12 protein-coding genes are annotated in these 13,065 nt (G+C 42.7%); 5 read left to right on the top strand and 7 right to left on the bottom strand.

Annotated elements, in window-relative coordinates:
- Positions 1-3: 3 nt before the first annotated feature.
- Positions 4-567 carry a phytochelatin synthase family protein gene (locus ACM0OR_RS03960; protein ID WP_323266024.1) on the top strand — a complete coding sequence of 188 codons (564 nt, stop codon included), beginning with the start codon at positions 4-6 and terminating at the stop codon, positions 565-567.
- 467 nt (positions 568-1,034) lie between these two features.
- Positions 1,035-1,880 carry a sterol desaturase family protein gene (locus ACM0OR_RS03955; protein WP_323266023.1) on the top strand — a complete coding sequence of 282 codons (846 nt, stop codon included), beginning with the start codon at positions 1,035-1,037 and terminating at the stop codon, positions 1,878-1,880.
- Between the two features lie 45 nt (positions 1,881-1,925).
- On the opposite strand, the gene ACM0OR_RS03950 is transcribed toward ACM0OR_RS03955, so the two are convergent.
- Entirely contained in the window at positions 1,926-2,234 is a 309-nt protein-coding gene (locus ACM0OR_RS03950) for a DUF3067 family protein (protein ID WP_414575080.1), read from the bottom strand.
- Positions 2,235-2,464: 230 nt separating this feature from the next.
- Between ACM0OR_RS03950 and petC the strand changes: the two genes are divergently transcribed.
- From petC to ACM0OR_RS03935, 3 genes are all read left to right on the top strand, one after another.
- Positions 2,465-3,004 (top strand): cytochrome b6-f complex iron-sulfur subunit, encoded by a 540-nt coding sequence (gene petC, locus ACM0OR_RS03945; protein ID WP_414575079.1) that lies wholly within the window; start codon positions 2,465-2,467, stop codon positions 3,002-3,004.
- 250 nt (positions 3,005-3,254) lie between these two features.
- Positions 3,255-4,256 carry a cytochrome f gene (petA, locus tag ACM0OR_RS03940; protein ID WP_414575078.1) on the top strand — a complete coding sequence of 334 codons (1,002 nt, stop codon included), beginning with the start codon at positions 3,255-3,257 and terminating at the stop codon, positions 4,254-4,256.
- Between the two features lie 180 nt (positions 4,257-4,436).
- A complete protein-coding gene (locus ACM0OR_RS03935) occupies positions 4,437-4,664 on the top strand; it encodes a photosystem II protein, Psb35-related (RefSeq protein ID WP_414575077.1) in 228 nt (75 codons plus the stop codon).
- Between the two features lie 177 nt (positions 4,665-4,841).
- Here ACM0OR_RS03935 and ACM0OR_RS03930 read toward each other — a convergent pair whose 3' ends face one another.
- The 6 genes from ACM0OR_RS03930 to grpE form a co-directional block, all read right to left on the bottom strand.
- Positions 4,842-6,431 carry a glycoside hydrolase family 57 protein gene (locus tag ACM0OR_RS03930; protein WP_323266019.1) on the bottom strand — a complete coding sequence of 530 codons (1,590 nt, stop codon included), beginning with the start codon at positions 6,429-6,431 and terminating at the stop codon, positions 4,842-4,844.
- Positions 6,432-6,705: 274 nt separating this feature from the next.
- A complete protein-coding gene (gene rsgA, locus ACM0OR_RS03925) occupies positions 6,706-7,821 on the bottom strand; it encodes a small ribosomal subunit biogenesis GTPase RsgA (protein ID WP_414575076.1) in 1,116 nt (371 codons plus the stop codon).
- Complete coding sequence (locus tag ACM0OR_RS03920) at positions 7,821-8,075, bottom strand: sulfurtransferase TusA family protein (RefSeq protein ID WP_190697000.1); 255 nt, start codon at positions 8,073-8,075, stop codon at positions 7,821-7,823. Before ACM0OR_RS03920 ends, rsgA begins: the two co-directional genes overlap by 1 nt.
- Positions 8,075-9,199 carry a molecular chaperone DnaJ gene (gene dnaJ, locus ACM0OR_RS03915; protein WP_190697003.1) on the bottom strand — a complete coding sequence of 375 codons (1,125 nt, stop codon included), beginning with the start codon at positions 9,197-9,199 and terminating at the stop codon, positions 8,075-8,077. The genes ACM0OR_RS03920 and dnaJ overlap by 1 nt, the downstream gene beginning before the upstream one ends.
- 709 nt (positions 9,200-9,908) lie before the next feature.
- Complete coding sequence (gene dnaK, locus ACM0OR_RS03910; RefSeq protein WP_414575075.1) at positions 9,909-11,888, bottom strand: molecular chaperone DnaK; 1,980 nt, start codon at positions 11,886-11,888, stop codon at positions 9,909-9,911.
- Between the two features lie 308 nt (positions 11,889-12,196).
- Complete coding sequence (grpE, locus tag ACM0OR_RS03905) at positions 12,197-12,943, bottom strand: nucleotide exchange factor GrpE (RefSeq protein WP_190697010.1); 747 nt, start codon at positions 12,941-12,943, stop codon at positions 12,197-12,199.
- Positions 12,944-13,065: the final 122 nt, after the last annotated feature.

Here is a 13,065-nt window from a genome sequence, read left to right as displayed (position 1 = left end):
TTAATGAAAGATTTTGACAATATTCAGATGGCAGAATTTCAACAACCGATTCGTTGCTGTAATGTCACAGCAATCGCCTATGCTGCAACTGCATTAGGCTTTCCCATCACAGTTGATGATATTTTCTATGTCACGAAACTACCAATTGCTTCGGTTCTAGATGATGGGATGACATTAGCGGAGACATACGATACCTGTGTGAAATATGTGCAGAATGCCAACTTGCCAGTTGCCGTCAGTATGGAATATTTTGACAATCCATCAATGACAATGGAGAAGTTTATTGAAATTGTAGAAAAAGCTGTTTTCGATACAAGTGACATTCATATTTTCAACTTCAATACCAAAATTGCTCACAATAACCCCAATCTAGAAGGGGGACACTTCTCACTGTTAGCAGACTATAATCCTAGTTCTCAGGAAATCACCGTTGCAGATACAAATCCCAAGCGATACACACGCTTTTGGAAATGCCCTGTACATCTGATGTATAAAGCTTGCGTTGATAAAGATTCTGCCTGTGATCGCTCTCGCGGAATGATTATTCTGCGAAAGAATAACAGCTAAGGCTTTATCAGATACTTTTATTTCATAGTTGCTAGGGTGTATCAGGAAACAATAAAACTGCTGCACTCTAGATATCAGAGTTTTTTGGAGAAGCAAAAGGCAAATTTCAAGTACATATTTGCAGTAGTTGACGTTGGCGTACCTTATAATTCCAACCTAGCTCATATCTACAAGAGTAATTGAGGAAGTAGGACAAGAGTTAAAAGCAAATTATTCAGATGTCCTCGAATCTACACAAATAGATGGAGTGGAAAGTCTCGGTGAATCTAACTTGTTGCTGCGGACATTGACCAAGGTGAAGCCAGGAAAACATATCCATATACAGCATATTCTTCGCAAAATGTTCATGGATACCTTACTTGAAGAAAGTATTCGACTTTATCCTTCCAGTGCAAGTTGTGAAGAGTAAAAAATATATCAGCAACCAGAAACATTATTTTCTATAAATATTGAGGTTATATAGATAGATGCAATATTTCTTAAATATGTGCTATGAACTTGAGTTTTATGTAAAAATTGCTATTAGCTGCACGATTGTTCAGCAGGTTTTTTACTGGTTTTTAAATAAAGCCGAAACTAACTTGATCATGCAAGTTAGTTTGTACTGGCTAATTGGTTCTATTTCATTTTATAGTATTGGGTTTTTCATTGAAAAAATAATCAAAACTAATGATTCTCTTAGAGATAAACTGATAGTAAGAGTTAAGAAAGTAAAAAAGCAATCATTTCCCATCTGCACTGTAAAAGGTGTCATTATAGGAGAAATCAAAGCTTTGATATCAGCATCAATAATTCTATATTTAGCCCCAGAAGTTCATAGGGGAAACAGCTTAATCCTCAATTTCGGATGGTTTTTGATGAGAATAGTAGTTGCTGATTTTTGTTTTTATGTTGCCCATTGGCTACTACACAGAAAGTTCTTGCAACAAATCCATCTTAAACATCATGAATTTCGTGATTCCTCAAGTTTTGTGGCTGGACATAAGAGTTTTATTGAATATGTAATTGTTACGCTCACAGACATTTTACCTATATTTATATTTGGATATGACATCACTCAACTTTGTGCATGGAGCATTATAGGGAACGCTTATAATTTAGAAGGTCATAGTTCTTTGTCAATATTTTTTATTCCATCAGATTTCCATGATCTTCATCACACTTGCTTTCAGGGAAATTATGGCATTCAGGGATTGTGGGACAGAGTATTCAATACACTAAATCCTCCTACCAAGAAGCGAGGAATAATGTTTCCTGTGAGTCTTCTGGAGTTTAGAAACATCAATGCCAAGGATGGCGATCGCAGCAATTAAGCACCAGTATTTTTGAGGATGCAGGAAAATTGTTCAGGTATAAAATTAAATAATCCATTCAGATGCGCGTTCTCCCAAATCTAAGGGGATACTAACAGCTTTGCCAAGCCGGGGGCGATCGCGTGTTTGGGTAATAAATGTTCGCACCTGCGCCGCACCACCCAAAGCATGAAGATAATTCGCCACACTTTCCAGATGCTCTTGATATTCTGTTTCACTCATAGGGAAAGAAGCTTGCTCTAGATACTTCCACATGACTTGCAGAAAGATTTTCCCCTGGGTGCGACGGAACTGGACATCGTATGAATGTCCCCATTTATCCAGCAATAGTTGGTGTAACTCCTGTCCTGTCATAGTTTTGCTCAAATAGATTTTACATTTAGTTATGATGTTAAGTTCCGTAACTCAAGTATGATAAGGATATAAAGAAATGTAATGCTAACAAAATGGATGCTAAATATATCTTGAAACAAAGAAATACAGCATCACGGTCGGCGTTAGCATTTCGACTCAGGCAGGAGATGCTCAAGTATTAGTACTCTTGTCAACACGCTTAACAAAATACACGAAAGAGCGCGTAGATTATGGCTCAATTTTCTGAATCTATGGACGTTCCCGATATGGGGCGACGTCAATTCATGAACCTGCTAACTTTTGGAACTGTCACAGGTGTAGCCCTGGGTGCATTGTATCCCGTTGTCAATTACTTTATTCCACCTGCAACGGGTGGAGCAGGTGGCGGAACAACAGCAAAAGACGAGCTGGGCAACGATGTTAGCGTCAGCAAATTTCTAGAAAGCCATAATGTAGGCGATCGCACCCTAGTTCAAGGACTAAAGGGAGACCCAACTTACATTGTGGTGGAAAGTAAAGAAGCTATTACTGATTACGGCATCAACGCCATTTGTACCCACTTAGGTTGTGTCGTTCCTTGGAATGTGGCAGAAAATAAGTTTAAATGTCCTTGTCACGGTTCTCAATATGATGCCACCGGTAAGGTAGTACGTGGCCCAGCACCACGTTCTTTGGCTTTAAGTCACACCAAAGTGGAAGACGATAAAATCGTTCTCACGACTTGGACTGAAACCGACTTCCGCACAAACGAAGAACCTTGGTGGGCTTAATCAGTGCTGAGTGCTGAGTATTGAGTGCTGAGTGCTGAGTATTGAGTGCTGAGTGCTGAGTATTGAGTATTATTGTCTCCACTCATAACTCTTAACTCATTGTGGCTGAGAGTGATAAGTCTTTAGTCCAAAGTCCATAGTAGAAATCATCAACTATTGACCAATGACTAATGACTAATGACTAATGACTAATGACCAATGACCAATGACCAATGACCAATGACTAATTCAATCGTTGTCCTTAAATGAGATGAGAAATGCTTGTATAACAGCGAGGTTAACTCGCTCTGCTAGAGCAATGGTAAAAGTATTGCTCGTAGCGATCGCTGCCGTGACATTTTTCTTTACCAGCGACATAGCTCTTCCCCAATCTGCTGCTGCATACCCTTTCTGGGCGCAGCAAACCTACCCACAAACCCCCCGCGAACCGACAGGGCGAATTGTTTGTGCTAACTGCCACCTAGCAGCCAAGCCAACAGAAGTAGAAGTTCCCCAATCGGTATTACCTGATCAGGTATTTAAAGCCGTCGTCAAAATTCCCTACGACACCAGCATTCAACAAGTTGGTGCTGATGGCTCTAAAGTCGGCTTAAACGTCGGTGCTGTGTTGATGTTGCCCGAAGGCTTCAAAATTGCACCCGCAGACCGTATTTCTGAAGAATTGAAAGAAGAAGTTGGCGATGTTTACTTCCAAGCCTACGGCGAAGATAAAGAAAACGTCGTAATTGTTGGCCCTTTACCTGGCGAACAGTATCAGGAAATCGTCTTCCCAGTCCTTTCTCCCAACCCTGCAACGGATAAAAACATCCACTTCGGAAAATATGCAGTGAACGTTGGTGCAAACCGGGGTCGTGGACAAGTTTATCCTACAGGCGAAAAGAGCAACAATAACGTCTATAACGCTGCTGCTACAGGCACAATTAGCAAGATTGCTAAAGAAGAAGATGAAAACGGCAGCGTTAAATATGTAGTCAACATCAAAACTGAGTCCGGTGAAGTTGTTACTGATACCATTCCCGCAGGCCCAGAATTGATTGTTTCTGAAGGTCAGGCAGTGACAGCAGGTGATGCTTTAACCAGCAACCCCAACGTTGGTGGTTTCGGTCAAAAAGATGTAGAAATCGTATTGCAAGATGCCAACAGAGTAGGCTGGATGATTGCTTTCATTGCACTAGTAATGATGGCTCAAGTCATGCTAGTTCTCAAGAAGAAGCAGGTTGAAAAAGTCCAAGCTGCTGAACTTAATTTCTAAATTCTTTGCTAAATCAATATTTTTCAGACAGGCTAACTACCTGTCTTTTTTATTTTCAGGGAGTGAGGAATACCCACCCTACCTGATCGGTATGCACACCTGAAGGAGTATTGCAAATATTGTGGCAAGAAAGTTATATTTATTTACATAAAGTTACAAAAATAAAAAAAGAGGTTTGTAATGACTATTTTATTTGCAGTATTAGCTTTAGGTTGGGTAGCAGCTTCTGTATTAGGTACTATGGCTTATTTCCTAGGAGAGCAGAAAAAGCCCATCCATGAACGCAACTGGAGTTCTGAATCCTTTGAAAAGCTAGCTAAATCTATTACTGGTACAGATATAGATTACAGCGATCGCACTCCTGCCTATGCTATGGATGCTTACACTAGCCAGAATCTGTCCCGATAACATTCAAAATGCTAAATTTTTCAGTAATAATAAACCCCCAGTAATTGACGCTGGGGGTTTTGCTTTTAAGCTACTAAAGGGTTAGAGGCTAGAGAATCTAATTTTTTATTACTCAGCACTCACTACTCACTACTCACTACTCAGCACTCAGCACTCAGCACTCAGCACTCAGCACTCTTACAAAGGACGGTAAGCGCGGTAGTTGATATTCGGGAAAATATTATCCATTAATTCGACCTTTTCCAGCCAACCGCTATCGATTTTGCCGATTTTCACATCTTCATAGAGCTTATTAAAGCGCATCAAGTGCGATCGCGTCCGCCTCACAGCATAAGGAACCATAGTTCCTGTCCGCATAATAAACGCCCAGTCAGAAGATTGCGCCAATAATAATTCCCGCGCTGCTTGATTAAGTGCCTTCGAGCCTAATTCATCTTCTGGTTCTAGGTGGGAAATTTCAATCATGCGTTCAGCCGCCTTGTGCAGATGTGGGTAAATCCAAGCATTAGTCTCATTTAACCAATACTCATGGAAACCCTTATAACCCCAACTTGATTGGGAAGGACGACAGACTTGTTGAGTTGGTTCTGCTCGTAAATAGTCTGCCAAATGGGTCATTGCATAAGTTCCTTGGTCATACCACGACTTACGGAACAGATAATCAATAAACCAAGGGCCTTCATACCACCAATGTCCAAATAACTCTGCATCATAGGGAGAAACAATAATCGGCGGACGCTGCATTATTCCGTAAAGATGTTCTGCTTGTCGTTCGCGGTTATACATAAAATTAGCCGCGTGTTCTGCCGCTTTTTCTTTTGCCCAATATGGATCATAGAGTGCCTTGTCTGATAAACCCAAGCCTCGTCCAGTAATTTTATGATACTTAATACCAGTGTTTTTACGTTGGCCGTTAGGCATGATATAGGGCTTGATGTACTCATACTCAGCTTCCCAACCCAAATCTTTGTAAAATTCCCGATATTCTGCTGCACCGGGATAACCTACCTCAGAAGACCAGACCTGCTGAGAAGATTCATGATCTCGACCAAAGGCTGCAACACCAGTTTCGGTAAAAATTGGGGTATACGTACCAAAACGGGGACGAGGACGGGCGTAAAGAATACCATGTCCATCAGTGAGGAAGTAGCGCAAACCAGCATCGGCTAGCATCCGTTCTAAGCCTTCATAATAGGCGCATTCCGGCAACCAAATACCTTTAGGTGGACGGCCAAACGTTTCTTCGTAGTGTTCACACGCTACCTGAATTTGCGCCCACACAGCTTGGGGGTACATTTTCATCAGTGGCAAATAGCCGTGAGTTGCACCACAAGTAATGATTTCTAAGTTGTTAGAGTCTTGGAACTGTTTAAAAGCCGTAACCAAATCGCCATTGTAGCGTTCCCACATCTGACGCGCTTCGTTAAACTCAGTGGCGTAGTGTTCGGCTAAGTAACGCATATGTCCATTTTGGACATTGCGCTCGGCTTCCAGTTCTATAAGTTCTTCTAATTGAGCTAGATGTGCATCATAACGTTCTTGCAGTAAAGGATCACGGAGCATTGACACAAGTGGTGGTGTCATACTCATCGTGATTTTAAAGTCAATGCCGTCTCGCTTTAAGCCTTCAAATACTTTCAATAAAGGAATGTAAGTTTCTGTAATAGCTTCATAGAGCCATTCCTCTTCCAGCACATAATCACTTTCTGGGTGACGAACGAAGGGGAGGTGTGCGTGGAGTACAAGCGCGACGTAGCCAATAGCCATAGTGTTTTGGGGTGATACTGATAAATTGAAGGTCTAGGGAGTAGGTGGAAATTAACAATATTTTAAGACCTTCTGGGATCGTGACAGACTAGTAATCTGAGGAAATTAACTATCAACCCACAATAAACTTTTCACTATAGCTAAAGTATTTGATCAGGATCAATGCCATTAGCAATTGGGCATTGGGCATTGTATTTTTTTCCCCCTTGCCTCCCCTGCCTCCCCTGCTTTCTTGTCCCCCTTATCCCCCACTCCCTACCCAATCAACTGCTGATTATTCTTCATCATCATACAAATCTTGTAAACCTTGTACTTGAGTACGTCGGGAAGTTCGGCGATATTTTTTGCTTTCAAGTTTTGGTTCGTATTGGCTTTGGCCTTTACCTTTGGTTTTGTGCTTTAAATTGGATTCTGGATCGGCTTGTTGGTTAAGTTGTGTTTGCCGCGCGATCGCTTCGTCTAAAAATTCCAAATAATGTTCATATCGTTCCCACTCACCCCGCACTACACAATCTGGCTCATCTCGATGTAAACAGTCATTAAATCTACAGTTACCATTGGCTAGGCGTTCTCTGACCTCTGGAAAATAATGTACTAACTCTTGTGGACTGCAATCCAAGTCAGGCTGATTAAAGCCGGGGGTGTCTGCTAATAAACCACCATTGGGTAAGTCAAATAATTCTACATGGCGTGTTGTATGCCGACCACGGGCTAACTTACCCGAAACTTCTCCCACTCGCAGGTTAATATCGGGAATTAAGGCATTAATTAAGCTGGATTTACCCACACCAGAAGGCCCAGCTATAACGGTGATTTTCTGGCTGAGATATTTTGCTACTTCGCCAATATTAATTTCCTGCTGAACGCTAATAAATAGGGGTTGATAGCCCCACTTTGATAAGCGATCGCTAATTTCTTGCTTTTCTTTAGGGCTGACTAAATCGCTTTTATTCAAACATAACAGCACATCTATACCAGTAGATTCAGCCTTAATTAAAAATCGGCTGAGTTGGTAAGGTTCTAGGGGTGGGTCAGCCACTGCAAAAACCAACAGAATTTGGTCAGCATTGGCGATTGGCGGTCGGTCTAATTCAGTTTGACGGGGTAAGACATCCGCGATCGCCCCGCGTCCTCCCGACCAATCTGGCTCTTCTACGACCACGCGATCGCCCACCATTACCTGCTGCCCGATTTTCTTCAAACGCATTCGGCGAGTACATAAAAGCAGGGGTAGAGGTGTAGAGGGGAACAGTGTATTTATTTCCTCCCCTGATCCCCCTACCTCCTCTGCTTCCCTTGCTCTCAATTCTTGATCTAGCTGTACTTTGTAAAAATTAGCTTGCACAGCTAACACAGTACCCAAAAGCTGTCCAGTAGTACCAAGTTTCATTAGGCAGTTACGGGACGGCGGATTAACAAAGAAAAATAGCCAGTACAGTCTGTAATTTTTTCTACTTGATAACCAGCCATTGTCAAGCTGTCAGGAACTTGTTCAATTGGTTCGCCAGGGTCTAACCATACCTCCAGCAAAGCACCAGGAGACATTTGTTCCAGACGAAGTTTAGTCCGCACAAAATTAATCGGGCAAGGAGTGCCACGCAAATCTAGTTGAGCATCAGGAGTTAATAAAGGAGAGAGATTCATTACTTAAACAGATTTCCCAAAAAACCTTCTAAACCACCTTTACCAGTACGGTCTCCCTTAATTTTAGCCAGCTTCTCTAACAATTCTCTCTCCTCTGGTATCACCTTGGTAGGAATATCAATTAACACTGTTAACAGATGATCCCCCCGACTTACAGGATTACCTAAGCGGGGTACACCGCGATTTTCCAACTTCATCACCGTATTAGGCTGAGTACCTGCGGGAATAATCAATTCCACAGGCCCATCTACCGTATCTACTTCCAAACGACAGCCTAAAATTGCTTGCAAATAGCTAACTTTAATTTCCGAGAGAACATTAATTCCATCCCGGTGAAATTCTTCATCCTCATTCACGAACAAGTAGACATACAAATCGCCTGGAGGACCACTACGTTGACCTGCATCACCCTCTTGGGATATGCGTAGACGTGTACCATTATCCACACCTGCGGGAATAGTAATTTTCAGTTTCTTGGTAATTTGATTTGTACCCTTACCATCACAAGTATCACATTTGTCTTCAATTACCATGCCTGTACCATTACAGGTGGGACAAGTCGATACCTGAGTGAAACTACCAAAGGGCGTTCTAGTTACGCGGCGGACTTGACCAGAACCGCTACAAGTCGAACAGGTGCGGGGACGAGTTCCTGGTTTTGCGCCTGAACCACTACAGGTTTCACAGGTTTCTAGGTGAGAAATCCGAATTTCTTTTTCACCACCGAAGACAGCTTCCCGAAAATCTAACTTTAAGTCTAGCCGTAAATCATCGCCCCGCGCCGGCCCGCTACGCCGTCTCTGGGTTGGGCCACCCATACCACCGGCAAAGCCACTAAAAATACTTTCAAAGATATCGGCAAAGCCGCCCATATCGCTCATATCTTGGAAACCAACACCAGCACCAGAAACACCCTCTGGCCCGAAGCGATCGTAACGCGCACGGGTTTCTGGCTCAGAAAGGACTTCGTAAGCACGGTTAATTTCCTTAAATCGCTCCTCCGCCCCCGGTTCTTTGTTCACATCTGGGTGATACTTCCGGGCTAGACGACGGTAAGCTTGTTTGAGTTCTTCTTTGTCAGCGTCACGAGAGACGCCCAGAATTTCATAGTAGTCGCGGGCCATATAGCAAAGGTAAAAGTGAGGACGAATAGATAATCAGGCAGCAGACACCACAAGTGGGGCTGGCTGGAAGCTAGTACCGCAAGGCGGAAGTCAAAAGTCAAAAGTTTCGTATATCAAGGCTGTTGCTCGTTTGAAATGGTATGTTGATTTACGCCGTAGTGTACTAGGCAGAAGGTAGGCGTTAACTTATTTTAATAATTAATTGATTTTACCTGTTACCTTTTACAAAAATCACCAGCAAGTTGCCAGGCGTAGGTACTTTCTTCGCGGGAAACGAAAAAGCTACCGAATTTGGCAGTATTAAGAACACAGATTAGATTTGTCACTGACCAATCGGCGGTCTCTTTTACAATTGTGCTACGTACCACGGTAAAAGCCTGCTCATGAAATAGAGGGGCTAGCCGCACCATCAGGTGTGGAAAACCCCCCTTGCTAGGTATTAGTGATTGATGAATAGGGACTGGGGACAAGAAAGCAGGGGAGGTAGGGGAAGAAAAATACAATGCCCGCTCCCCAATCCTAATAGACCTAGCTTGAAAATAGGGAGTGGGGAGTAGGGAAAATAAATTTTTATTGCTCCTTGTGAGGGCAATTCATGGAGTCTCCTGCATAAATGCTTAATCTGTCATGTTGAGCAAAGCGAAACACCTCAAAGATTCTACATTTCATTCAGAATGACACATCTCATTTTCGGATTTTTGCAAGAGGTCTAATCTATGGCTTCATAATCAGCTTGTGCTGTGCTTTCGTCATCAAAATCAAAATTAAATTGGGGAATTAGAGTTCCATTCATCGGATGTTCTAAGGATAATGAACCATCGGAAATGGCTTCTACTTCTACGCCTACTTCTACTTCGTCATCATCATCATTTTGTCCGCTAGCCCGCTCGTAAACATTTGCACCAATCGCAAATAAAGTTTGTTGGAAGTCTTCTAGACACTGTTGGAATTCTTTCAGGGAAATAGCGGGATTAGTCATGACACTCTGGAGGAGGGCAAATTTTTCGTTGGCTAAAACTTTCATCTGCTCACCGATCAATTCACCATTATCTTTGAGAGTAGATTCATAACTAGATAACAAATTATCTGCTTGGTTTTTGAGGTCTACTAGTTCTTTGCGTCTTCTATCTTCTTCCGCAAACACTTCTGCTTCTTGGCGCATCCGTTCTACTTCATTGCTATTTAATCCACCTGTGTTAGTAATCCGAATACTCTGTTCTCTACCTGTGCCTTTATCTTGGGCAGCAACTTTGAGGATACCGTTTACATCGATTTCAAACGATACCTCAATTTGGGGTACACCACGAGGGGCCGGAGGAATGCCTGCTAAAAGAAATTTGCCGAGACTTTTATTATCTCGTGCCATTGCCCGTTCACCTTGGAGAACGTGAATTTCTACGGATGTTTGTCCATCAACGGCGGTGGAAAATATTTGTGACTTACTGGTAGGAATTGTCGTGTTACGTTCAATGATTTTGGTGAACACTTCTCCCAAAGTTTCAATTCCCAATGATAGTGGTGTGACATCTAAGAGTAAAAGATTATCTACTTCGCCACCTAGAACACCAGCTTGAATTGCTGCACCTAAACCTACTGCTTCATCGGGATTCACCGAACGGTCAGGAGTTTTGCCGTTGAAAAATTTGATCAGCGCGTTTTGTACGGCAGGAATCCGAGTAGAACCACCTACTAAAATAATTTTGTTGATATCTTGTGCTTTCAGGTCTGCATCTTTGAGAGCTTGACTCATTGGCTCGATGGTGGCTGCAATTAAATGCCCTACCAATTCTTCAAATTTAGAGCGGCTGAGTTCCATCTCTAGATGCTTTGGCCCAGTTTGATCAGCCGTAATAAAAGGCAGGTTAATTGAGGTACTAGCCATGCTAGAGAGTTCAATTTTGGCTTTTTCTGCCGCTTCTCGGAGGCGTTGCAGTGCCATTTTATCTTGGGCAAGGTCGATTTCTTCTTGTTGTTGGAAGCGTTCAATCATCCAACTGACAACACAGCCGTCAAAGTCATCGCCCCCTAGTTGGTTATTACCACTGGTAGCTTTGACTTCAAAAACCCCATCGCCTAGTTGCAATATAGATACATCAAATGTGCCGCCGCCCAAGTCAAATACCAAAATTAGCTGTTCTTGGTCTTGCTTTTCTAGACCAAAGGCTAAAGCCGCAGCTGTAGGTTCATTAATAATTCGTAGCACTTCCAGTCCGGCAATTGTGCCAGCATCTTTAGTAGCTTGCCGTTGGGCATCAGTGAAATATGCTGGTACGGTAATTACTGCTTGTGTTACAGCTTCACCTAAGAAGTTTTCCGCATCCTGTTTGAGCTTTTGCAGGATCATAGCGGATATTTCTTGGGGTGTGTAATTGCGTCCGCGAATCTGCACATCAACGGTATCGTCTCGACCTTTTACACAGTTATAAGGTACACGATCGCGCTCTGTTTCTGTATCATCCCAGCGACGACCGATAAATCTTTTGATACTAAAAACCGTGTTTTCAGCATTAGTTACGGCTTGGCGTTTTGCTAATTGACCGACCAAGCGATCGCCACTTTTACCAAACCCTACAATACTCGGTGTAGTTCGTCCGCCTTCGGAATTGGTAATCACAATTGGTTGACCACCTTCCAAAACTGCAACACAACTATTTGTAGTGCCTAAGTCGATCCCAATAACTTTTCCCATATTCAAGTATTTTTACTGACTGCTGTTGCCGGAATGTTACGCGGACTAACTTGAGGCAGGAGACAAACAATTCAAAATTAAGACTTGACTCTTGTCCAATAACCTATACCCAATCCCCAGCCTTTCAATGAGTGGATTTTAGATTATTCAATCCAAAATCTGTCTTGAAAAGTTTCCTACGGCGGGAAACCCGCCTACAGAACTTTCCGCAAAATCTAAAATTCCTAGTCCCCAGTAACCAATCCCTAACAATGCTCGCCTCTACTATGACCTAGGCACTATTGGTCAGCGAGGCGAGCATATACAGCTTAACTGTCGGCTGGACTCGACTGACTTTCTGGTGCAGATGGTGCATCTTCCTTTGGAGCAGCCACCTTAACCATAGAATGGCGTAGCACGCGATCGCCCAAGTAATATCCGCGTACTAACTCTTCTAACACTGTTCCTTCAGGATGTTCATCCGTAGGTTCGCGCATTACTGCTTCATGAAGGTTAGGATCAAATTCTTGTCCTTCAGGACGCATTGGCGATACACCCAATCGCTTCAGGGAATCTACGAGTTGTTTATAAACTCCCTGATAACTTTTGTGAATTGTCATCTCACCTTCAGTTTGTGGCTTGAGGTGCGCTCTAGCCCGTTCAAAATTATCGACTATAGGCAGCAAATCCATCAGAGTATTCCGCTTTACCTGTACGTCCAGCTCTTCTTTTTCCTTTTGTGTACGTTTGCGGTAATTTTCAAAATCTGCCGCAATCCTCATGTACTGTGTACTGCGTTCTTCTAGTTGGGCTTTGAGTGACTCAATATGTTGAGTCAATTCTGCCAAAGCTGCTGTTTCGACTTCAGTCGTTTCTGGTGCAGCGAAGTTATTTTCTTCTGTGAGTACAGTGTCTCCCGCTACATTAGTTGGGGCTGCCACTTGCTCATTAACCTCGCTGCCAGATTCGTGAGAATTGCTTGGGGCTTGGGAGTCGCTCATCATTGCTTGATTTACCTCTGTTGATTCACCCAATGGCTGGCTTGTATTGTTTATCTGTTTATTTTCGTCCATCATTATCTAAGTCTACTCATCCCAGGTATTGTTTAAGGCAGAATTTCGCCACAGCTAAGTAGCCATTGCAATTGATGGCTGTAAACTAGAGCTAATTTTTGTCCGAAATATATCTGGAACTAGTG

Origin of the sequence: Anabaena sp. CCY 9402-a, from assembly GCF_963920945.1 — a bacterium.
GTDB classification, from domain to species: Bacteria; Cyanobacteriota; Cyanobacteriia; order Cyanobacteriales; family Nostocaceae; genus Trichormus; species Trichormus minutissimus.
The sequence above is the reverse complement of the archived record's forward strand: the minus strand, read 5'-3'. Positions and strand labels throughout refer to the sequence as shown.